At 61.7% G+C, this 21,708-nt stretch carries 16 protein-coding genes; 4 read left to right on the top strand and 12 right to left on the bottom strand.

Annotated elements, in window-relative coordinates:
* The 6 genes from glgX to glgA all read right to left on the bottom strand — a co-directional run bounded on the left by glgX (position 1) and on the right by glgA (position 10,962).
* The gene (gene glgX, locus ACF6ZU_RS27955; RefSeq protein ID WP_392889004.1) at positions 1 to 2,160 is read right to left on the bottom strand and encodes a glycogen debranching protein GlgX; all 2,160 of its coding nucleotides are present in this window, start codon (positions 2,158 to 2,160) and stop codon (positions 1 to 3) included.
* A gap of 229 nt (positions 2,161 to 2,389) precedes the next feature.
* Positions 2,390 to 2,716, bottom strand: a complete 327-nt coding sequence (locus ACF6ZU_RS27950; RefSeq protein WP_392889002.1) for a DUF2934 domain-containing protein — start codon at positions 2,714 to 2,716, stop codon at positions 2,390 to 2,392.
* A gap of 21 nt (positions 2,717 to 2,737) precedes the next feature.
* A complete protein-coding gene (locus tag ACF6ZU_RS27945) occupies positions 2,738 to 5,503 on the bottom strand; it encodes a malto-oligosyltrehalose synthase (RefSeq protein ID WP_392889000.1) in 2,766 nt (921 codons plus the stop codon).
* Positions 5,500 to 7,578: a 4-alpha-glucanotransferase gene (gene malQ / locus ACF6ZU_RS27940; RefSeq protein WP_392888997.1), complete on the bottom strand. Its 2,079-nt coding sequence runs from the start codon at positions 7,576 to 7,578 to the stop codon at positions 5,500 to 5,502. The genes ACF6ZU_RS27945 and malQ overlap by 4 nt, the downstream gene beginning before the upstream one ends.
* A complete protein-coding gene (gene treZ, locus ACF6ZU_RS27935; RefSeq protein ID WP_392888995.1) occupies positions 7,575 to 9,362 on the bottom strand; it encodes a malto-oligosyltrehalose trehalohydrolase in 1,788 nt (595 codons plus the stop codon). The genes malQ and treZ overlap by 4 nt, the downstream gene beginning before the upstream one ends.
* 13 nt (positions 9,363 to 9,375) lie before the next feature.
* Entirely contained in the window at positions 9,376 to 10,962 is a 1,587-nt protein-coding gene (gene glgA / locus ACF6ZU_RS27930; RefSeq protein ID WP_392888993.1) for a glycogen synthase GlgA, read from the bottom strand.
* 555 nt (positions 10,963 to 11,517) lie between these two features.
* Between glgA and ACF6ZU_RS27925 the strand changes: the two genes are divergently transcribed.
* Positions 11,518 to 12,330: a crotonase/enoyl-CoA hydratase family protein gene (locus tag ACF6ZU_RS27925; protein ID WP_392888991.1), complete on the top strand. Its 813-nt coding sequence runs from the start codon at positions 11,518 to 11,520 to the stop codon at positions 12,328 to 12,330.
* Positions 12,331 to 12,337: 7 nt separating this feature from the next.
* A complete protein-coding gene (gene nudC, locus ACF6ZU_RS27920) occupies positions 12,338 to 13,168 on the top strand; it encodes an NAD(+) diphosphatase (RefSeq protein ID WP_392888989.1) in 831 nt (276 codons plus the stop codon).
* Here nudC and ACF6ZU_RS27915 read toward each other — a convergent pair.
* Positions 13,136 to 13,915, bottom strand: coding sequence for a TSUP family transporter (locus ACF6ZU_RS27915; RefSeq protein WP_392888986.1), 780 nt, complete (start codon positions 13,913 to 13,915; stop codon positions 13,136 to 13,138). The genes nudC and ACF6ZU_RS27915 overlap by 33 nt on opposite strands.
* A gap of 185 nt (positions 13,916 to 14,100) precedes the next feature.
* Positions 14,101 to 15,342 (bottom strand): acyl-CoA dehydrogenase family protein, encoded by a 1,242-nt coding sequence (locus ACF6ZU_RS27910; protein ID WP_392888985.1) that lies wholly within the window; start codon positions 15,340 to 15,342, stop codon positions 14,101 to 14,103.
* Positions 15,343 to 15,675: 333 nt separating this feature from the next.
* On the opposite strand from ACF6ZU_RS27910, the gene sfnG reads away from it, so the two are divergent.
* Positions 15,676 to 16,767, top strand: coding sequence for a dimethylsulfone monooxygenase SfnG (sfnG, locus tag ACF6ZU_RS27905; protein WP_392888983.1), 1,092 nt, complete (start codon positions 15,676 to 15,678; stop codon positions 16,765 to 16,767).
* 112 nt (positions 16,768 to 16,879) lie between these two features.
* Here the strand turns inward: sfnG and ACF6ZU_RS27900 are convergent, their stop codons facing one another.
* Both ACF6ZU_RS27900 and ACF6ZU_RS27895 read right to left on the bottom strand, forming a co-directional pair.
* Positions 16,880 to 17,356 (bottom strand): DUF1348 family protein, encoded by a 477-nt coding sequence (locus ACF6ZU_RS27900; protein ID WP_392888981.1) that lies wholly within the window; start codon positions 17,354 to 17,356, stop codon positions 16,880 to 16,882.
* Between the two features lie 56 nt (positions 17,357 to 17,412).
* On the bottom strand, positions 17,413 to 17,976 hold the full coding sequence (locus ACF6ZU_RS27895) for a TetR/AcrR family transcriptional regulator (protein WP_392888979.1): 564 nt from the start codon (positions 17,974 to 17,976) through the stop codon (positions 17,413 to 17,415).
* Between the two features lie 217 nt (positions 17,977 to 18,193).
* Between ACF6ZU_RS27895 and pssA the strand changes: the two genes are divergently transcribed.
* Positions 18,194 to 19,537, top strand: a complete 1,344-nt coding sequence (gene pssA, locus ACF6ZU_RS27890) for a CDP-diacylglycerol--serine O-phosphatidyltransferase (RefSeq protein ID WP_392888977.1) — start codon at positions 18,194 to 18,196, stop codon at positions 19,535 to 19,537.
* Here the strand turns inward: pssA and ACF6ZU_RS27885 are convergent.
* Both ACF6ZU_RS27885 and efeO read right to left on the bottom strand, forming a co-directional pair.
* The gene (locus tag ACF6ZU_RS27885; RefSeq protein ID WP_392888975.1) at positions 19,532 to 20,704 is read right to left on the bottom strand and encodes an MFS transporter; all 1,173 of its coding nucleotides are present in this window, start codon (positions 20,702 to 20,704) and stop codon (positions 19,532 to 19,534) included. The genes pssA and ACF6ZU_RS27885 overlap by 6 nt on opposite strands.
* A 168-nt stretch (positions 20,705 to 20,872) precedes the next feature.
* Positions 20,873 to 21,697, bottom strand: a complete 825-nt coding sequence (efeO, locus tag ACF6ZU_RS27880) for an iron uptake system protein EfeO (protein ID WP_392888973.1) — start codon at positions 21,695 to 21,697, stop codon at positions 20,873 to 20,875.
* Positions 21,698 to 21,708: the final 11 nt, after the last annotated feature.

Raw genomic sequence — 21,708 nt, 5'->3', positions numbered from 1 at the left:
TCACTCTTCTTCCTCATGCTGCAATTCGAACAGCAACAGCGAACGCCCGGTCACCGAATACTCGTGCCCGAACTCGAAACGTTCCTGGCCGCGTATCGATGGCTGATTGGTATCGATCATGCACGTCCAGAACCCGCCATCCGGCACTTCCGGCAAAGTGAAGTTGACGATGTCGTGGTGGGCATTGACCACCAGCAGCAACGTCGCATCACCGCCCTTGCGGCGGATGCCGGTTTCCTGCGCGCGACCGTCGAGCAACATGCCCAGGCATTTGCCGTGGGCTTCATGCCATTGCTCGGTGGTCATCTCGCTGCCATCCGGGGCGAGCCAGGTGACATCCTTGACGCCGATGTCCTCGTTGTAATTACCGACCAGGAAGCGCCCACGACGCAGGATCGGGTAGGCCAGGCGCAACTTGATCAGGCGTTTGACGAACTTCAACAGCGCCTTGCCGTCTTCGCTCAGGTCCCAGTTGACCCAGCCGATCTCGCTGTCCTGGCAATAGGCGTTGTTGTTGCCGTCCTGAGTGCGGGCGAATTCGTCGCCAGCCACCAGCATCGGCGTGCCCTGGGACAGCAGCAGGGTGGCGAAGAAATTGCGCATCTGCCGATGACGCAGTTCGTTGATCTCGGGATCGTCGGTCGGGCCTTCGACGCCGTGGTTCCAGGACAGGTTGTTGTTGCTGCCGTCCTGATTGTTTTCGTCGTTGGCTTCGTTGTGCTTGTCGTTGTACGACACCAGGTCGTTGAGGGTGAAACCGTCGTGGGCGGTGATGAAGTTCACCGAGGCGTAAGGCCGCCGACCACGCTGGTTGAACATCTCGCCCGAGGCGGTCATGCGACTGGCAAAGTCCGCCAGCTGGCCGTCGTCGCCTTTCCAGAACGCGCGCACGGTGTCGCGGAATTTGTCGTTCCACTCGACCCAACCCGGTGGAAAACCACCGACCTGGTAACCGCCGGGACCACAATCCCATGGCTCGGCAATCATTTTCACCTGGCGCAGCACCGGGTCCTGGCGACAGGCGACCAGGAAGCTGTGACGCTCGTCGAACCCGTCGTGGTAGCGCCCGAGAATGGTCGCGAGGTCGAAGCGGAAACCGTCGACGTGCATTTCCGTCGCCCAATATCGCAGAGAGTCGGTGACCATTTGCAGGACGCACGGATGGCTCAGATCCAGGGTGTTGCCGGTGCCGGAATCGTTGATGTAGAAGCGCTTGTCGTCCGGCATCAGGCGGTAGTACGAGGCGTTGTCGATGCCGCGCATCGACAGGGTCGGGCCTTGCTCGTTGCCCTCGGCGGTGTGGTTGTAGACCACGTCGAGGATCACTTCCAGATTGGCGTCGTGCAGGTGCGCGACCATCTCCTTGAACTCGGCGATCTTGCCGCTGGCGAGGTAGCGCGGGTCCGGGGCGAAAAACGCGATGCTGTTGTAGCCCCAGTAATTGGTCATGCCTTTGTGCAGCAGATGCTGGTCATTGACGAAGGCGTGGATCGGCAGCAGTTCCACGGTCGAAACACCGAGTTTGCGGATGTGCTCGAGTACGTCATCGACCATCAAACCCGCGAAGGTGCCGCGCACATTTTCGGGGACGGAAGGGTGGCGCATGCTGATGCCACGCACATGGGTCTCATAAATGATCGTCTTGTCCCACGGCACGCTGACGCGATGGTCGTGGCCCCAGGTGTGGGCCGGGTCGATCACCTTGCATTTGGGCACGAACGGTGCGCTGTCGCGTTCGTCGAAACTGAGGTCGGCGTCGGGGTGGCCGATGGTGTAGCCGAACAGGGCTTCGGACCATTTCAATTGGCCGACGAGTTGTTTGGCATAGGGGTCGATCAGCAATTTGTTGTGGTTGAAGCGATGGCCGTTGGCCGGGTCGTACGGACCGTAGACCCGGTACCCGTAGATCAGCCCCGGATGGGCGTCGGGCAGATAGCCGTGGTAGATCTCGTCGGTGTATTCCGGCAGCTCGATACGCTCCAGTTCGACCTCGCCGGCGTCATCGAAAATGCACAGTTCGACCCGGGTCGCGTTGGCGGAGAACAAAGCGAAGTTGACCCCCAGACCATCCCAGGTGGCGCCCAGCGGGAAGGGCAGGCCTTCCCGGATTCGCGAAGCCTCGGCTTGAGGTTCTGGCGCGGCTTTCTTTGGACTGGTCATAGATGCTCCTGCAAAAAAGGGGACACACACACACACCGATCACTGTAGGAGCGAGCCTGCTCGCGATGAACTCAAGTACGACGCGCTTAGTCAGACAAAACGCGTCATCGTTAACGTCCATCGCGAGCAGGCTCGCTCCTACAATGTTCAGCGTTTTTCATGGACGAAAGTATCCACGGTGGCGAGAAGACGCTCGCCACAAGGTCAGTCAGGACAATGCCGGGAAGCGTCAGACCGCAGGCGGTTTACGCGCTGCGCGAGGTTTCTTCTCGGTGGCTTTTTCGCCGGGCGGGATCACCTTGGCGGCGGCAGCCGGTTTCGCCTTGGCTTTGGTTTTCGGCTCGCCGGCCTTGCCGTTGGCGGTTTTGCTCACGGCAGGTTTGGCACCAGCGGTTTTGCTGCCAGCCGCCTTGGGCGATTTGCTCGGGGCCAGGGCCTCGGCCTCCGCCAGTTTGCGTGCCATCTCCCAGTGCCGGGCTTCATGACCCTCGGGTTTTCCTTCCGATTCCCAGATCTGATAGGCAAATTCGCGGATGCGTTTATCGTCGGTACTCATCGCTATGCTCCTGAACTGAACTCAAGCTTGGATAAAGAGATTGACCGGGAAATCCCCCAGCGCGGCGCCAATCATCAGCTCCTTGTGTTCTGTGACTGCGACGCTGGAAAAAAGTCCCTTCAGATTTTCGGCAGGTGAGGCGAACGGTAATCTGACCCGGGTATCGCCCCACTGAGGCGCGCCGACCATGGGTTCGGCACTGTTATTCAGCAGGCCTGCACAGCGTATCGGTACGATCACGATGGCCCGCTTTTGGTTGTACGTGCGCGCAAATGCCAGTACCCGGTGTGCTTCGCTGCCGACCACTTCCAGCGCTTGATACGTCCCGCGCTGGAACAACTCAACATGGTCGGCACGCAGGTTCAAGGTGCGCGCGATCAGGGTTTGTTTGATGCGTCCGTCACGCCAGTTGGCCAGCAGATCCGGCACTGGTGGTTGACGGTGCATGGCATGTTGGCGACTCGCGTAATCCACCGGACGGCGATTGTCCGGATCGACCAGCGAGAAGTCCCAGTACTCATTGCCTTGGTAAAGGTCCGGAATGCCCGGCACGGTCATGCGCAGCAAGGTTTGCGCCAACCCGTTGAGTGCGCCGGGGGCGGCGATGGACATCGCAGCTTTGCCCAGGGCATGGCGAAACAGCTCACCTTCGGGGCCCAGCAGAAAACGTTCAAGAAATTGCCGGGCGGCCTGTTCGTAAGCTTCGTTCGGCGCGCTCCAGCTGCTTTGCAACTTGGCTTCGCGCAAGGCTTTCTGTTGCCACTGCCACACACGTTGAGCGTAGATCTCCAGGGCCGCGCTATCGTCGTCGCGCAAATCCAGCGGCCAACTGCCGAGCAGCGCCTGATAGAGGATCAGTTCATCCCCTGCGGTCGGCATCTGGTCGTCGTCGCGCAGCGGCCGGGCGAGGGTTTGCCAGAGCGGCACCTGCTCGGCAAACCACGCACTGCGTTCGCTCAGCACCGCCAGGCGTGCGCGGGTGTCCTCGCCGCGCTTGTGGTCGTGGGTCGCGGTGGCCAGCAAGTTGTCCGGGAACTCTTCGAAGCGATTGAGGCACGCCGCATGGAAGTCGGCCAACGGTGCGCTGAACTGCTCGGTGCTGAACCCCACGTCATTGCGCGACAGCAGCACCGCCGAACGATAGAACGCGGTGTCTTCCACGGCCTTCGCCGCCGCCGGTGAGGTCAGTTGCTGAAAGCGGACGCAGGCATGTTTGAGGATCTTGCGCGAGCGACCCACCGGGCGTTTTCGCCACGGCTCGCCGCCTAGCCACTTGCCCAGGCAATCGAGCACCGGCCAATCCGCCTCGCCGAGGGTTTGCCGGGCACCGTCCATGGCCTGCTGGAAAAATACGTCGTCTTGAGTGGAGCGCCCCAGAGGGCTGATGTAGGTGCGATACACCGGGAAATGCACGATCAGTTCCTGCAACGCCCGGCGAATCGCGCCGAGGGTCAGGTCGCGGGTCATCAGGTCGTCCCGGGCCACTTGCAACAAGGCCTGGGCGACACTTTCAAAATCACCGGCGAGGGAACCGTTGAGGATCTGCTGCCTCGCGAGCTGGGCTTCCTGACGGAAATCGGCGGGCCGCTCGCTGTAGCGATGCCACAGTTCACCCAAGGTTTGCGCGCCAGCGGGATCATGTTGCAACAACGACAGCTGGTTCATGAACTCATAACCGGTGGTGCCATCCACCGACCAGTCACGGTGCAGGGTTTCACCCTCGCCAAGAATCTTCTCGACGTAGATCGGCAGGTGCCGGCCCGGCGCCAGGCTGTCGACCCGGCGGCGCAGTTTGCGGCAATAACCCCTCGGGTCGGCAAGGCCGTCGATATGGTCGATACGCAGGCCGTCGATCAGGCCTTCGGCGACCAGCTCGAAAATTTTCGCGTGGGTCGCTTCGAACACCGCCGGACGCTCCACGCGCAGGCCGCCCAGTTCATTGATATCGAAGAAGCGCCGCCAGTTGATGTCGTCCGCCGCCGTGCGCCAACTGGCGAGGCGATAGCTTTGGCGTTCCAGCAATTGATGCAGGCGCTGGAAGCCGTCCGGTGTGAGGGAATCGTAGGCCTTCAGGTGTTGCTCAATGACTTGGAGCTCGCTCGGATGACGGGCCAACTCGCGCAACTCGTCCTTCAACGGTTTCGCCAGACTGTGAGCGTCCGACTGGTAACTCAAAGCGCTGAAACGGTCAGCGAGTGATTTCAACTCAGCGGAATCGCCCTTGAGCAATTCCCCGTAATTCATCGGGCAAATCGGAAAGTGATGGTCGTAGTGTTCGACGTAGAACGCGCCATGCTGCGCATCGAAGCGCAAGGGCAGGGTGCCGTCCTGCAGCGCCACGCCATAATCGCTGCCCAGGAACGGCAGCAGCAGTTGCCCTTCCATCAGCGGATCGGGGGAATGCCACTGGATGTCGAAGAATTCGCCGTAGGGGCTCAGGCGTCCCCACTCCAGCAAGTCCAGCCACCAGGGATTATCGCCGCCACCGACCGCCATGTGATTGGAGACGATGTCGAGGATCAGCCCCATGTTCTGCTCGCGCAACGCGCTGACCAAACGCCGCAGCGCCGCTTCGCCACCCAGCTCCGGATTGACCGTGGTCGGGTCCACCACGTCGTAGCCGTGCATGGACCCGGCGCGGGCGCTCAGCAGCGGCGACGCGTAGACATGGCTGATGCCGAGGCTGGCGAAATACGGCACCAGCGGCACAGCTTGATCGAGCGTGAAGCCTTTATGGAATTGCAGTCGCAGGGTCGCGCGCAGCGGTTGAATGCCTGGTGCAGTCATCGGTCACGCTCGGCGGCCTGAAGTCGCGCGCAGGCGAGCAGTTCCAGGCGCCGGGCAGCGTCCGGGCCATCGAGCAAGGCTTCGCTGTCGCCGGGCAAGCGTCGCGACCAGTTTGGATGGGTGTCGATGGTGCCGGGCAGGTTGGCCTGCTGTTCGATGCCGAGGGCATCCTCCAGCGGCAACAACACCAGCGGCGCGCGGGTATGACCGAGGAAGCGGATGGCGGCGTCGAGCACCTGATCGGTTTCGTGGGACTCTTCACGGAAGTTCTGCGGGTCCTCGCTCAGCACCCGACGCAGGCCTTCGCGTTCCCGCTCGCGATGATGGCGCCAGTCGATTTCACCCTGGGCGTCGATCAGGCCCAGACGGGCATTCCAGTCGATGTCGCGGCCATGCCACCAACCATTGAGCGTCGGCAAGTCGTGAGTGCTGGTGGTGGCCAGCGCGTTGTCCGGCCAGTCGAGAATCGGTTTGAAGTGCGTGTTGTCCTGCTCGAACAGCATCACGCGCATACCGAGGATCGAACGGGCGATCAGCTTTTCACGCAACCCGTCCGGCACCGTGCCGAGGTCCTCGCCGAGGACGATGGCCTGATGGCGATGGGATTCCAGCGAGAGCAAACGCAGCAGGTCGTCGACCGGGTAATACAGATACGCGCCGTCAGCCGGAAGCGAGCCGTTGGGGATCACCCACAGCCGTTGCAGGCCCATGACGTGATCGATGCGCAGGCCGCCGGCGTGGGCGAAGTTGGCCCTGAGCATTTCGATAAAGGCGCGAAAGCCGTTGCGTACCAGACCTTCGGGCGAGAACGCGGAAATCCCCCAGCCCTGGCCGCTGCGATTAAGAATGTCCGGCGGCGCACCCACGGTCAGCGAGGCGAGCAATTCGTCCTGGCGACTCCAGGCCTGGCTGCCACCGCCGTCGGCGCCGACCGCCAGATCGGCGATCAGGCCGATGCTCATGCCGCTGCTGCGAGCCGCCGTTTGCGCACGTTCCAGACAACGGGTGATCAGCCATTGGCAGAAGGCAAAGAAGCCGATGCGCCCGGCGTTTTCTTCGGCGAATTCGGCCAGGGCGGCACTGCGCGGATCGCGCCATTGCGCGGGCCACTCGCGCCAATCGAGGGTTTCACCCTTGGCCGCACGCGCTTCCTGAATCGCTTCGAATCGGCAATGATTTTCCAGGGCTTCGCCCGCCGCGTGGCGGAAGCTGCTGAAGTCGGCATGCAGCGGGTGTTCGCCCTGGACAAACCCTTCGTACAGCGCCTGCAACAGACGGTGCTTGGCTTCGGCCGCGACGGGCCAGTCAATCAGCGGTTGTTCTTCGAGGTGCTTGAGTTCGGCGGCGAGCCCGGTGGCGTCAATCGCGGTGCGCATCGCGCGCTCGCCGAGGATCGCGCCGGGCGCGGCATACAGGCTGTTAAGAAACAACCGGCTGGACGGCGAATAAGGGCTGTAGCGTTGGGTGTCGCTGCCAAACATTGCGTGCAGCGGACTGATCGCCAGCGCTTCGGCACCGCGTTCACCGGCTACGCGGGCAAGGTCCTCCAGCGCCTGGGTGTCGCCGAAGCCGCCATCGCCGGGACGGCGCAGCGAATACAGCTGCACACTCAGGCCCCAGGCCCGGGGGATCGGGCTGTCGACGGCATCGCCAACGCTGTAGCAACGCTTCGGCGCCACCGCCAGGGTGAATGACTGGTCGCCGATGCTGACATGCTGGTAACCGACCGGGATCAGGCCGGGCAATACCGCGTTGAGGTCCAGCTTCAGGCAGAGTCGGGAACCGTCTTCCAGGTGAATTTCACACGGCGTTTCAGGCGCAAAGTAGCGCGCGAGGTCGACACCAACGCCGAAGTCGGCGGTCAGCAGAGGCGGCAGGAAATGGTTCAGTTGTACCGCTTGCAGTTCCAGCAGGCTGGCGTCGATTTCCTGGGCGCTGCCTGCCGGGTGGCCAAGCCCGGTGAGGACGTTGCGCAGCACGGCGGGTGCGACTTTTTGCGGGCGGCCATTGGCATCGATCCAATCAACCGCCAGGCCAGCTCGGCTGGCCAGTATTTCCAGTTGCGCATCGCTCATTGGCGCTCTCCATCCAGGGTAGGCAAAGGGACTGCGGCCGTGAGGCTGACTAGCGCGCAATACGGGGCAAGCGTGCCCTGACTCAATTGATCGGCAGACGTCGGCGGGTGTTCGAACAACAGCGCAGCGTCGGCCTGTGGGGAGTGGACCGCCGGCTGGTCGCTGAGGTTCAGGTCAATGCGCAGCTCACTGCCATTGCCCAGTCGCCAGCGTGCCGACACCGCGCCTTCACCCAGGACTTCCGCGCCCAACGCCTGGGCGCCGGGCAGATGGGGAATGATGTGTTCATGTCGCAGGCGCAGCAGTTGGCGATACAGGTCATGCAGGGCCGAATCCCTGAACTGAGGGCGCGAGGCTTCGAAGGTCTGGGGCGCGTTGGGATCGGGAATCTGCTCACGCTTGTGCGGGTCGGCAAACGCGCTGAACGCCGCAAACTCGTTGCGGCGGCCTTCGCGCACCAGCTGCGCCAGTTCCCCGTGGTGGCTGGTGAAGAACAGGAAAGGCGCTTCGGCGGCGAACTCATCGCCCATGAACAGCAACGGAATCATCGGCGACAACAGCAGCAGGGCGGTCGCGGCTTTCAACGCATCAGGATGGGCCAGTTGGTGCAGCCGTTCGCCGAACGCGCGATTGCCGATCTGGTCATGGTTTTGCAGGAACAGCACGAATGCACTGGGTGGCAAGTGTCCGCTCGGTTCGCCTCGGGCTTCACCATGACGGTTGATGTGCCCCTGGAACACGAAGCCCTGGCTCAGACAACGGGCCAATTGTTCGGTCGGGTTGTCGGCATAGTCGGCGTAATAGGCATCAGTTTCGCCGGTCAGCAGCACGTGCAAGGCATTGTGGCCGTCGTCGTTCCACTGTGCGTCGTAACCTTTCTCCAGCAGACTGGCCTGGTTGTGTTCGTTCTCGACGGTGAGCCAGACGTGCCGCGCCGGATCGGTCTGCTGCCGCACCCGCAACGCCAGCTCCTGAAGAAAGTCCGGGCTTTCGATGGCGTGCACCGCGTCGAGGCGCAAGCCGTCGAAGCGGTACTCCAGCAGCCACATCAATGCATTGTCGATAAAGAAGTCACGCACCTCGCGCCGGCGGAAGTCGATGGCCGCTCCCCAAGGCGTGTGCTTGTCTTCATTGAAGAAGCCTTTGGCGTAGCGGTGCAGGTAATTGCCGTCGGGGCCGAAGTGGTTGTAGACCACGTCGAGAATCACCGCCAGGCCATGGCCGTGGGCGGTGTCGATCAAATGCTTGAGTTGTTCCGGGGTGCCATAGGACGCCTGGGGCGCGTAGGGCAGGACCCCGTCGTAGCCCCAGTTGCGGTCACCGGGAAATTGCCCGATCGGCATCAGCTCGATGGCCGTAATGCCCAGCTCCACCAGGCGCACCAGGTGTTGCTCGACGGCGGCAAAACCACCGAGCGCACCGACGTGTAACTCGTAGATCACCGCCTCATTCCACGGCCGCCCCAGCCAGGTGCTGTGTTGCCAGGTGTAGGCGAGGGGATCGACCACCACGCTGTGCTGATCGATATCACCGGCCTGGGCGCGGGAGGCCGGGTCGGGCACCTCCAGCTCGCCATCGATGTTGTAACGGTAACGCGTGCCTGCGGGGCAGCGTGTCTTGATCACGAACCAGCCATCGGCCTGAGGCAGTAGCGGCAAGGATTGTCCATCTTCCAGTTCGACACTGACAAAAAACGCATCCGGCGCCCACAAGGCAAAACGCGTGTGTTCTGCGTCCAGCATGATTGCGCCGTGGGGCCAGGTCTCAAGGGTCCGTAACGGCATCGTTGAAAACCTCTTACTGTTTGTTCGATTTCCCCAGGGCCTTGGCGACCAGCTGTTCGTAGAGTTCGGCGTAGGGTTCGACCGCCTTGCACCAGTTGAACGGCGCCGCCATCGCCCGGCAGCGCATGGCGCTGAGCAAGCCCGGGAAGGCGAACACTTTGAAGGCGCGGCTCAGGGCTTCCTGATAGCTCTCCACCGTGGATTCGTCGAACAGGAAACCGGTCACGCCGTTTTCGATGGTGTCGGCCAGGCCGCCGGTATTGCGTGCCACCGGCAAAGAACCGAAACGCTGGGCGTACATTTGGCTGAGGCCGCAAGGTTCATAACGCGACGGCATCAGCAGGAAATCACTGCCAGCGAACATGCGGCGGGCGTCGGTTTCATTGAAGCCGATGCGCACACCGATCTGGCCGGGGAAACGCAGGGCCAGTTCGCGCATGGCTTGTTCTTCTTCCGGCTCGCCGCGACCGATGATCGCAATCTGGCCGCCGGATTTGACGATGTATTCGGAGACCGCTTCGGTCAGGTCCAGGCCTTTCTGATAGACCAGGCGCGACACCACGGCGAACAGCGGGCCTTCGGAATCGTCCAGGCCAAAGAGCTCGCGCACGTGGGCGGCGTTCACCGCTTTGCCGTCCCAGTCACCGATGTTAAACGGGCAGAACAGGTGCGGGTCGGTCGCCGCGTCCCAGCTCTCATCGATGCCATTGGGAATACCACTGAGCAGGCCTTGCTGGGTCTTGGCGGCGAGAAAACCGTCGAGACCGCAGCCGAAGTCTGGCGTGGTGATTTCCTGGGCGTAGGTGGCGCTGACCGTGGTGATGTGGCTCGAATAGGCCATGCCAGCCTTGAGGAACGACATCTTGCCGTAGAACTCCATGCCTTCCTGTTGCAGGGCATGGGCGGGGATGCCCAGCTCGGGGCATGAACCAAGACTGGTCACGCCTTGATAGGCAAGGTTGTGAATGGTGAACAGCGTCGGGGTGCGCTGTCCACGCCAGTGCATGTAGGCAGGCGCCAGACCGGCCGGCCAGTCATGGGCGTGCACCAGGTCCGGGCACCAGTGAATTTGTGCGAGGTTGGCGGCGATATCGGCAGCGGCCAGGCCCAGGCGGGCGAAACGAATGTGGTTGTCCGGCCAGTCGCGGCCATTGTTCGCGCCGTAGGGCGAACCTTCGCGCTCGTAGAGTTCAGGGCAGATCAACACGTAAATGACCAGACCGTCAGGCATGTCCATGCGCCCGATCTTGCAGGGTGGCAACGCAGCGTGGCCGCCGAGTTCGCCAATGATATGAATCGGGTTTTCGCTGTGCAGCACCTGCGGGTAACCGGGGATCAGCACGCGCACATCATGCAGATGCGCCATGGCCCGGGGCAGTGCCGCCGAAACGTCACCCAGACCGCCGGTCTTCACCAGGTCGGCGATTTCCGAGGTCACGAACAGCACTTTCTTTCTATTGGGATTCTGGTTGGCCACCGGGGTCAGCGTCTTGGTGCCTGGAACGCTGATCGATTGGGCACCTGCGGCGCCCCCGATGCTCGATTCGCCGACCTGCTGATGAGCACGCTCTCCCTGAATTTCCAAAGCCGTACTGATCATATGTATCTCCCGTGTTGTTGATCTAGTTCTAGGTCTGGCAAACGGTGTTTCGTGACCAAATCCTGTGGTCGGGCGCAAACGCGCGACGCATTGGCAAGCAAGGGCTGCCGACGCGTGAAAGCAGAATGGCTGGAGTGGACGCTGCAAGGATTGCACCAGTCGCAACGCACCTACCTTTCAGAGGACCGGACACGAATGGCAAAAGTTTCTATTTTTTTTGCACTTTGTGACCGACCGGTTTTGCCCCGCGAAAATGAGTCTAGGCCAGAACTTAGAGCGGTGAAGGGCAGATAGCAAAATTGTTCGACAATCGGTCCAAAGCGGTACGGACGTACCGTTTCGAGGCTGGAACGACCCGACGAAGGGCATGTTTTTATGTGTTTTTGCCCCAAAAAGTCACCGGTTCGTCATATGGATATGCAAGGTAAATAAAAGTGGTGCACCAACTCGGTGCGCCCTCAGGTCCCGCTTTTGGCCGAACCGCTGCCTTACTGCCCACCGGTGTGCCTTGTTATAGTTCGGGCCTCATTTTTGTCCCGGTAAAGGATCACTGCCATGTCTCAGTACACCGCGTTCACCGTCGAACTGGCCGATAAAATCGCCCATGTGCAAATCAATCGCCCGGAGAAGATCAATTCGATGAACGCCGCGTTCTGGAGCGAGATCATCGAGATTTTTCAATGGGTCGAGGACACCGACGAAGTGCGTGTTGTGGTACTCAGCGGCGCCGGTAAACATTTTTCTTCCGGTATCGACCTGATGATGCTGGCCGGCGTTGCCAATGAACTGGGCAAAGACGTCGGCCGTAACGCACGCCTGTTGCGCCGCAAGATCCTCGCGCTGCAAGCGTCGTTCAACGCCGTCGACAACTGCCGCAAGCCGGTGCTCGCGGCGATCCAGGGTTATTGCCTGGGTGGCGCGATCGACCTGATTGCCGCCTGCGACATGCGTTACGCCGCTGAAGACGCGCAATTCTCGATCAAGGAAATCGACATCGGCATGGCCGCCGACGTCGGCACCTTGCAACGCTTGCCGCGGATCATTGGTGACGGCATGCTGCGTGAACTGGCTTACACTGGTCGCTCGTTCGGCGCCGAGGAAGCGCGCAGTATCGGGCTGGTCAATCGCGTCTACAGCGACACCGCCAGCCTGCTCGACGGTGTCATGGGCATTGCCCGGGACATCGCCGGCAAGTCACCGATTGCGATCACCGGCACCAAAGAGATGATCAGCTACATGCGCGACCACCGCATCGATGACGGCCTTGAATATGTCGCCACCTGGAACGCCGCCATGTTGCAATCCACCGACTTGCGCGTGGCCATGGCCGCCCATATGAGCAAACAGAAACCCGAATTTCTGGATTGATTGAAAAATGACTTCACGCTGGACCACCGCAGTACTGGACACCGATCAACCCGGCGGCTGGGCCGTCGCGCGAAGCCCCGAAGGTTTCCTGTTCGATGACAATGGCGCGTTGTTCCCGCGCGAATGGCTCAAGCGCCAGGACCTCGCGGTGCTCGCCGAGCATGGCATCGGTCATCTGGACGGCGAGCCGGTGTACCTGCTGGAGCTGCACAGTCACAGCGAGGTGCCGGGCTGCAACTGGAAGGGCTTGCGGGCGTTCATGCTCGATGGCGATCACACGGTGTACAAGGTGCTCGGTTATGCCGCGCAGATCGGCACCTGGGCCCGCGAGCACCGTTTCTGTGGCAATTGCGGGCAAGCCACGAAGCAGGTGCCGCTGGAGCGCGGGATGTATTGCGAGCCGTGCAACCTGCGTTTTTACCCGCGGATTTCGCCGAGCATGATCGTGCTGATCACCCGCGGCGATGAAATCCTGCTGGCGCGCTCCCCGCGTTTTGTCACCGGGGTCTACAGCACGCTGGCGGGGTTTGCCGAACCAGGCGAGTCGGCCGAGGACTGCCTGATTCGCGAGGTGCGTGAAGAGGTGCGGATCGAGGTCAAGAACATCCAGTACATGGGCAGCCAGTGCTGGCCGTTCCCGCACTCGATGATGCTGGGGTTTCACGCCGAGTACGCCGGTGGCGAGATCGTCTGTCAGGAAGACGAGATAGAGGACGCCCAGTGGTTCAACGTGCACGAGCTGCCGCCGTTGCCGGCGTCACGCTCGATTGCCCGTTACCTGATCGACGTCTATGTGGCGCGGCGTTTAGGCCACGCTGAACCAGTGCTGCCAGGCTAGCCGCACGGTCAGGCCCAGCACCACGGTGATGAACACCGGACGAATGAATTTGGCTCCGCCGCTGATGGCGGAGCGTGCGCCGAAGAAGGCGCCGACCATCACCGACAGGCCCATGCTCAGGCCGATGATCCAGTCCACTTGCCCGGAAAAGATGAACACCGACAGTGCCGCAATGTTGCTGACGAAGTTCATGCTGCGCGCCACGCCGCTGGCCTTCACCAGGTCGATGGGGTACATCAGCAGGCTGCTGACGGTCCAGAACGCGCCGGTGCCGGGACCGGCCACACCATCGTAGAAACCGAGGCTGAAGCCTTGGGTCGATTGCCACTTTTTCTTGATCGGAGCGTTGCTGTCCAGCGGCGCTTTCGGCGTGCCACCGAACAACAGGTACAGGCCGCAGGCAAACACGATCACCGGGAGCATTTTGTTCAGCCATTCGGCGGGCAGGTAGTGCGCGACCACCGCACCGGTCAGCGCCCCGACCAGCGTGCCGACAATGGCGTGCACCCACTGGCGGGGATGGAACAGCTTGCGCCGGTAGAAGGTGAAACTGGCGGTGGCCGAGCCGAAGGTCGAACTGAGTTTGTTGGTGCCCAGCACCAGGTGCGGCGGCAGGCCGGCGGTCAGCAGCGCCGGGGTGGTCAGCAGGCCACCGCCGCCGGCAATGGCGTCGATGAAACCGGCAATGAAAGCGACAATGGCCAGGACGGCCAGGGTGGTGAGGTCAACGCTGAGTTCGAAAGGCATGGAATCGGCTTATTCGGCAGGGTGCAGCAAAGGGCTGCGGGGAAGGGCCGATATCTTACCTAGATCCGTTCTGTCGAGCGACCGCGATTGCTTTTTGTAGGAGCCGGCTTGCCGGCGATGGGGCCATTAAACCTTGTGCCGGATATGAGGACGCCATCGCCGGCAAGCCGGCTCCTACAGTAACCTTAATCCTTGCTGGCTGGCCCATTCCCGATCTGCCACACAAACGGCGGCTCAGTCCCGTTAACTTCCCAATCCCCGACAATCCGCGCCTTGTAGATCACCGGGTTATGCGACGACACGGTCCGCGCATTGCGCCAATGCCGGTCCAGCGCTTTCCCCTGACGAATATCCGAAGCCCCCAGCGCATTGAACAACTCGGTGGTCGCGCGTTGAATCAGCTCCGAAACCACCACCTGGGCTTTCGCCGACTCGATTTCAGCGCTGACATTCGCCGCCCGCTCCAGCGCCTCATCGCCGGAAAACCGCGCCAGATAGGCCCGCTGCGCCGGTTGTGCAGCCCGCAACGCGCTGGCCTCGGCGGCGTACACCAACGCCGCCACTTCCCCAACCACTTGCTGCACCTGCGCATCCTCGCTGACGCGCTGGGCGTTGCCATGGCTGTAAATGCGTTTGCGTTCACGGACCTGACGCGCCACATCGTTCAGCGCCGCACGGCCGATACCGGCAAGGGTGGCGAGCAGTACCAGCTGATAGAACGCGGTCTGGTATTTGAAACGGGTTGCGAAGTCGATGACGTTTTCGGCGTCCACTTCGGCATCGGAAAACCGCGACGTGCCGCTGCCGGTGGTGCGCTGACCGAAGCCGTCCCAGTCATCGCTTTGCACGATCCCTGGCTGACGGGTACGCACCGCTGCGATCACATCGCCGCCAGTGTCACTGCGCTGGGCATACACGTCGATCCAGTCGGAAAACAGGCTGCCGGTGCTGTAGAACTTCTCGCCGTTGAGCCGCCAGCCGTCGCCGTGGGGCGAGACTTTGGTGATGACATCGCCGATGGTCACGCTGCCGATTTCGGTCCAGGCGCAACCGACGATGTCGCCCTCGACGAAGCGTTTGAACCACAGATCGCGGGCGGATCCCGGCGCCGCATTCAAGCGGTCCTCTGCAAACGCGAAATGCCCGCGCAGGGCTTGCGGCACGTTGGAGTCGGCTTCGGCGAGTTCGATCAGCAACTCAAACAACTGCGGCAGGGACGCGCCGCCGCCGCCGTATTCGACCGGTACGCGCACGGCGCCAAAACCGGCTTCCTTGAGCCATCGAATCGGCTCGTACGGCAGGCTGCGCGACTGTTCACGTTCAACCGCACCGGCGGCAATGCGCTGGAAAATCGGCCGGAACCGTGAGGCCAGCGCTTCATAGTCAGTGCCAACGGACAGTGGATTGATTACCTGGTGTTCGGTCATGGGACGGTTCCTTTGATCGGCAGTGGATGCCGATGGGGATTGCATGGTCCATGCCGGGCAGTGGCCGCCGGGATTTGCTGGGGCGAGCCGACCTGAAGAGGCCGCAAGTGTTGCTGGACCAACAGCAACACAGCAAATTGCCCTGACACACATCGATTCCTGTGGGAGCGAGCCTGCTCGCGATAGCGGTTCAACATTCAACAAATGTGCTGCCTGACAGACCGCTATCGCGAGCAGGCTCGCTCCTACAGGGGATCTGCGTTGGGCTCGGGAAAGCGCTGGCACGGTTGCTGCTCTCACCCAGGGACACTCCCAAGTCCCGAGGACACGCCAATGAGTCAGCAAGCCGTCAAATTTGCCTACTGGGTGCCGAACGTCAGCGGTGGGCTGGTGGTCAGCAAGATCGAGCAACGCACCGACTGGGGCATCGACTACAACCGCAAGCTGGCGCAACTGGCCGAGGACGCGGGGTTCGAATATGCCCTGACACAGATTCGCTTCACCGCCGGTTACGGTGCCGAGTACCAGCATGAATCGGTCGCCTTCAGCCACGCGCTGCTCGCCGCCACGACGAACCTGAAAGTCATCGCGGCGATCCTGCCCGGCCCTTGGCAACCGGCGCTGGCGGCCAAGCAATTGGCGACCATCGATCAACTGACCAACGGCCGGATTGCGGTGAACATCGTCAGCGGCTGGTTCAAGGGCGAATTCCAGGCCATCGGTGAACACTGGCTGGAACACGACGAGCGTTATCGCCGTTCCGAAGAGTTCATCCGCTCGCTGAAGGGCATCTGGAGCCAGGACAATTTCACCTTCCGCGGTGATTTCTACCGCTTCGACAATTACAGCCTCAAACCGAAACCGTTGGGCCAGCCGGAAATCTTCCAGGGCGGCAGCTCGCGCGCGGCGCGGGACATGGCGGCGCGGGTGTCGGACTGGTATTTCACCAACGGCAACACGCCCGAAGGCATCAAAGCGCAGGTCGACGATATCCGCAGCAAGGCCGCGGCGAATCATCATTCGGTGAAGGTCGGGGTGAATGCGTTCGTCATCGCCCGCGATACTGAAGAAGAGGCGCGGGCGGTGCTGGCGCAGATCATCGATCAGGCCGATCCGGAAGCGGTGAACGCCTTCGGCGATGCGGCGAAACAGGCGGGCAGGGCGTCACCTGAGGGCGAGGGCAACTGGGCGAAGTCGACGTTCGAGGATCTGGTGCAGTACAACGATGGCTTCAAGACCAACCTGATCGGCACGCCGCTGCAGATTGCCGAAAGGATCGTCGCTTTGAAATCGGTGGGGGTGGACCTGGTGCTGGCGGGGTTCCTGCATTTTCAGGAAGAGGTCGAGTATTTCGGCAAGCGGGTGTTGCCGTTGGTGCGGGAGCTGGAGGCCGAGGCCCTGTCGAAGAAAACCGCAGCCGCCTGAACACCATGAAACTGTAGGAGCCGGCTTGCCGGCGATAGCGTCCTTACATTCAACAAACACGTTGCCTGTGAAATCGCCATCGCCGGCAAGCCGGCTCCTACAAGGGATGTGTTTACAGGCCCAGGTCGGACAGACCCGGATGATCATCCGGGCGACGCCCCAGCGGCCAACGGAACTTGCGCTCGCTTTCCTTGATCGGCAGGTCGTTGATGCAGGCAAAACGGTTGGCCATCAGGCCGTTCTCGTCGAACTCCCAGTTTTCGTTGCCGTAAGAGCGGAACCAGTTGCCCGAGTCGTCGTGCCATTCGTAGGCATAGCGCACGGCGATGCGGTTACCGGTGAAGGCCCAGAGCTCCTTGATCAGGCGATAGTCCAGCTCCTTTGCCCATTTGCGCGTGAGGAAACCTTTGGCTTCTTCGCGGTTGTAGGCGAATTCGGCGCGGTTACGCCATTTGGTGTCGAGGGTGTAGGCCAGGGACACCCGTTCCGGGTCGCGGGAGTTCCAGCCATCTTCGGCCAGGCGAACTTTTTCGATGGCCGATTCACGGGTGAAAGGCGGCAATGGCGGACGAACTTCAGCGTTAGACATGTAAAGTCTCCCTATCAAATTAAAGTTCAAGCAAGTTGTCGGGCTTGGTAAAAGTGTTACAGGTCCAATAACTTTCGCGCCATGCATTGCGCATTATCGGCGGCACTGTGATCACCCATGACAAGCGCCACGGTAATGGCACCCTCGATCAAGATTAGCAGCTGGCGAGCCAGCGTCTCCGGGTCGGTAGCGCCATATTCGGTGCAGAGCTCACACACGTAGTCGAGCAGCTTCTGTTTGTGTTCCCTGGCCACCAGCCGGACCGGGTCCTGCGGGTCGCCGGTTTCACCGCTGGTGTTGATGAACGCGCAACCCCGGAAGCCCTCGGAGGCAAACCAGGCCTTGAGCACGGTAAACAGGTTGAGCAGGCGGTCGGCCGGGGTTTCGGCCTGGTCGACGGCCTCGCGGTACCAGCTCATCCAGCGCACGTCGCGCCGTTGCAGGGCGGCGACGACCAACTCCTCCTTGTTGGCGAAGTAGCGGTAGATACTTTTCCTGGAGACGCCAGCGGTCTTCACCAGAAGATCCATGCCGGTGGCAGCGATGCCACTTTTGTAGATCAGCTTTTCGGTGACATCCAGGATGATGTCGCGGGTTTGGTTGTCAGTGATTTCGTTCATGCGGCAAACAGTAGAACGATCGTTCTCCTTGGTCAATTGTTATTTTCGGTCGACCATGAAATTGCCTTCGCGAGCAGGCTCGCTCCTACAGGGGGAACGCATTTCAAATGTGGGAGCGAGCCTGCTCGCGAGGGTGTCTTCACTGACACCCACAAGACCCGACCCGACCGATGGTGTAAGCTCTCAACCTCTTCGGATTCGACCCATTGCGAGCCCTATGCCGTCGCTTTTCAAACGCTCCCTGCTGCCCAAACTGCGCAGTTTTCCGCTGACCGCCGATGCCGTCACCATCCTCTCTGGCGCTGCCGAGTTCCGTCGTTGCCTGCTGGAAAAAATCGCCACGGCGACCCGGCGCATCTACATCGTCGCGCTGTACCTGCAGCAGGATGAAGCCGGCCAGGAAATCCTCGATGCCTTGCACGCCGCCAAACTGGCCCGTCCGGAACTGGACGTGGTGGTGGTCGTTGACTGGTTGCGCGCCCAGCGCGGCTTGATCGGTGCCGGCAAGCAGCCGGGCAATTCGGCGTGGTACCAGGAAACCACTCGCACCCGTGAAAGCGTGGTCCCGGTGTACGGCGTGCCGGTGCAGACCCGCGAACTGTTCGGCGTGCTGCACCTGAAAGGCTTCGTGATTGATGACTGTGTGATCTACAGCGGCGCGAGCCTGAACAACGTCTACCTGCACAAATTCGACAAATACCGCTACGACCGTTATCACCTGTTGCAGAACAGCGCCCTGGCAGACTCGATGCAGCACCTGGTGCAACACGGTCTGGTCGCCTCGAAAGCGGTGCATCGCCTCGATTTGCCGAACCTGCCGACCACCCGCAGCCTGCGTAACGACATCGGCGACCTGCGCAGCCGTCTCAAGCACGCGGCGTACGACACCACCACGGGCACGACGCTCAAGGATGGCTTGTCGGTCAGCCCGTTGCTCGGGGTCGGCAAGAACAACCCGTTGAGCCGGGTGATTTGCGAGCTGATTGCCAGTGCCCAGCATCAACTGACGATCTGCACGCCGTACTTCAACCTGCCGCTGGCGGTGACCCGGGAAATCAACCGGGCATTGGCGCGGGGCGTGAAGATCGACATCGTGGTCGGCGACAAGACCGCCAACGACTTCTACATCCCGCCGAGCGAACCATTCAAGGTCATCGCGGCATTGCCGTACCTGTACGAGATCAGCCTGCGCCGCTTCGCCAAGCGCCATCAGCGCAGCGTCGACAGCGGCCAGTTGAACCTGCATTTGTGGAAGGACGGCGACAACACCTATCACCTCAAGGGCATGTGGGTCGATCAGCGCTACACCTTGCTGACCGGCAACAACCTCAACCCACGAGCGTTCCGTCTCGACCTGGAAAATGCGCTGCTGATCGATGACCCGAAAGGTGAGTTGCTCGAGCCGCGTCGCAGCGAACTGGCGGAGATTTTCCAGCACACCACGCGCATCGAGCGCTATCAGGACCTGCAAACCCTGCCGGATTACCCGGCGGCGGTGGCCAAGTTCCTCAAGCGCGTCAGTCGTGTGCGGATCGAACGCTTGCTCTATCGCATCCTATAAAGCCCGCCGGGGCCCTGGCCACAGGGCCACCAGCAGCAACAGCGCCGCGGCGGCCAGGTAAGGCAGCCGCGGTTCGATGCCATAGATCAACGTGGCGGCCAACGGCCCGATTACCACGCCAAATCCCTGGGCGGCACCGATCGAGCCGGCCGTCGCACCTTGCTCCGAGGCCTCCACCGCATTGGCGGCAAGCGCGGCGAAGGACGGGAAAATCAGGCCCATGCCGCCCGCCGATACAAAGAACCCCAGCCACAACCCCCACGCCGAATCGACCATGATGCTGCCGGAAAATCCCAGCGCAGCGACCATCGCGCCGACCCGAATCAGGCGCAGCGGCGGCCATTCCAGTCGACGCACGACCAACTGCGAACAGATCAACGCAAACCCAACCATGGTCAGGGCGATACCGGCCGTTTGCGCGGCGTCGGCCGGGCTCATGCCCAGTCGGTCGATGGCGAAGAAGCCGACGGTGATCTGCGCGACAGAAACACACAGCATCGCCACGAACGCCACCGCCATGGGCCGGCGCAACCGTGGGTCGTTGAGGTGCACCTTGCGCGGCGCCTGACGCAGGTGCAGTTCCTGAGCCTTGAGTTTGTAACGCAGCACGAGGAACGCCATCAACGGCAGAAACGCCATGGCGTAGAAGGGCAGGCTCAGGCTGTAGCGGGACAGCAACGCCGCTATCGCCGGGCCGATCACCAGCCCGCAGGCGTTGGCGGCGCCGAGCGCGGCCATGGCTTTGGCGCGGTGCTGCGGCTCTACGTTATCGGCAATCAGCGCGTTGCAGCCCACCGGGATCGCCGCGTAAAACACGCCGATCAAGCCGCGCCCGAACATCAGTCCGATAAACGCCAGCAACGCTGAAGGCAGGAAGCGCAAAGAGGTGTCGATGAACAGGCACAAAGCCCAATAAGCGAGGGTAAATCCGCCGGTGCCGAGCAACAGAATCCGGCGCCGCCCGAAGCGGTCACTGGCCTGGCCCCACGGCCGCGCCAGCACCATCCAGATCACTCCGGACACCGTCACCGCCGCACCGGCCTGCCAGGTGGCGAGGCCCAACACCCGGGCGATCGGCCCGATCAAGGAAACGAACGCCATCATTGCCATGGTGCAGGCCATGTTGGCGACCATGAGCGGGCGCAGGTCGAAGGTTGAAGCGGACATGGGTGAGTCTTCCGTGAGCTTTTGTTATTGGCGGGGGATGTTAGCAGGAGGTCGATGTATTGATGCTGAAAATGCCATCGCGAGCAGGCTCGCTCCCACCGTTGGAATGCGTTCCAATGTGGGAGCGAGCCTGCTCGCGATAGGGTCCGCTCAGACGCTACAAAAAACTCAGTTCAACCCAAGTTTCCCACGCAACGTCGACAAATCCTCAGCCAGTGTATTCACCGGCCCGACCAGCGCCTTGCGATCACTGTCCTTCACTTTGTCGTAGGTCTCGAAACCGCCATCCTTGGTTTTGTACTTGGCCAGTGTCTTGTTCACAGTGGCAAAGTTCTTGTCGACCTTGGCAATGAACGCCGCGTCCTGTTTCTCGATCTGCGGACGGAACAGGTCGACGATTTTCTTCGCGCCGTCGATGTTGCCCTGGAAGTCATACAGGTCGGTGTGGCTGTAACGATCTTCCTCGCCGGAGATCTTGGTCGCCGCCACTTCTTCCAGCAACGCTGCCGCACCGCCCACCACTTTCTCCGGCGGGAAGGTCAGGCCGGCGACGCGAGTTTGCAGGTCTTTGACGTCTTTGTTCAAACCGTCAGCCAGCTCGCCCAGGCCTTTGGTGGTTTTTTCCGAGAACAGCGAATATTCGATGCGGTGGAAACCGGTGAAGTCTTCAGCCTTCACGCCTTTTTCGTGGTCGTCGACACGGGAGTCGATGGACGCGTCGAGGTCACTGAACAGCTCGGCAATCGGCTCGATCGACTCGTAGTAAACCCGGGTCGGCGCGTAGAGTTTCTGCGCGGTGGCCAGGTCACCTTTCTTCACCGCGTCGGTGAATTTCTGCGTGTGGCTGGCCAGTTCGTCCAGTTGTTCGGTGACGTAGATTTTGTAGTCCGAGATCGGCCCCACCAGCTCCAGCGGCGCCGTCGCCGCGAAAGCCGAAAACGGGGTGTTGAGCAAACCAAGGGTCAGCAGTAACGCGAGTGGCGACTTTTTCATGGGACGTTTCC

It is taken from the genome of Pseudomonas migulae (assembly GCF_043225285.1).
GTDB classification, from domain to species: Bacteria; Pseudomonadota; Gammaproteobacteria; order Pseudomonadales; family Pseudomonadaceae; genus Aquipseudomonas; species Aquipseudomonas migulae_C.
This window is presented reverse-complemented; position numbering and strand designations above follow the sequence as displayed.

What these genes read in the sequence shown, in the direction of transcription:
- ACF6ZU_RS27950 (WP_392889002.1), bottom strand. Translation starts at nt 2,716, where the DNA reads ATGAGTACCGACGATAAACGCATCCGCGAATTTGCCTATCAGATCTGG.
- glgA (WP_392888993.1), bottom strand. Translation starts at nt 10,962, where the DNA reads ATGATCAGTACGGCTTTGGAAATTCAGGGAGAGCGTGCTCATCAGCAG.
- nudC (WP_392888989.1), top strand. Translation starts at nt 12,338, where the DNA reads ATGACTTCACGCTGGACCACCGCAGTACTGGACACCGATCAACCCGGC.
- ACF6ZU_RS27925 (WP_392888991.1), top strand. Translation starts at nt 11,518, where the DNA reads ATGTCTCAGTACACCGCGTTCACCGTCGAACTGGCCGATAAAATCGCC.
- ACF6ZU_RS27915 (WP_392888986.1), bottom strand. Translation starts at nt 13,915, where the DNA reads ATGCCTTTCGAACTCAGCGTTGACCTCACCACCCTGGCCGTCCTGGCC.
- ACF6ZU_RS27900 (WP_392888981.1), bottom strand. Translation starts at nt 17,356, where the DNA reads ATGTCTAACGCTGAAGTTCGTCCGCCATTGCCGCCTTTCACCCGTGAA.
- ACF6ZU_RS27945 (WP_392889000.1), bottom strand. Translation starts at nt 5,503, where the DNA reads ATGACTGCACCAGGCATTCAACCGCTGCGCGCGACCCTGCGACTGCAA.
- ACF6ZU_RS27885 (WP_392888975.1), bottom strand. Translation starts at nt 20,704, where the DNA reads ATGTCCGCTTCAACCTTCGACCTGCGCCCGCTCATGGTCGCCAACATG.
- glgX (WP_392889004.1), bottom strand. Translation starts at nt 2,160, where the DNA reads ATGACCAGTCCAAAGAAAGCCGCGCCAGAACCTCAAGCCGAGGCTTCG.
- ACF6ZU_RS27895 (WP_392888979.1), bottom strand. Translation starts at nt 17,976, where the DNA reads ATGAACGAAATCACTGACAACCAAACCCGCGACATCATCCTGGATGTC.
- malQ (WP_392888997.1), bottom strand. Translation starts at nt 7,578, where the DNA reads ATGAGCGATGCGCAACTGGAAATACTGGCCAGCCGAGCTGGCCTGGCG.
- pssA (WP_392888977.1), top strand. Translation starts at nt 18,194, where the DNA reads ATGCCGTCGCTTTTCAAACGCTCCCTGCTGCCCAAACTGCGCAGTTTT.
- sfnG (WP_392888983.1), top strand. Translation starts at nt 15,676, where the DNA reads ATGAGTCAGCAAGCCGTCAAATTTGCCTACTGGGTGCCGAACGTCAGC.
- efeO (WP_392888973.1), bottom strand. Translation starts at nt 21,697, where the DNA reads ATGAAAAAGTCGCCACTCGCGTTACTGCTGACCCTTGGTTTGCTCAAC.
- treZ (WP_392888995.1), bottom strand. Translation starts at nt 9,362, where the DNA reads ATGCCGTTACGGACCCTTGAGACCTGGCCCCACGGCGCAATCATGCTG.
- ACF6ZU_RS27910 (WP_392888985.1), bottom strand. Translation starts at nt 15,342, where the DNA reads ATGACCGAACACCAGGTAATCAATCCACTGTCCGTTGGCACTGACTAT.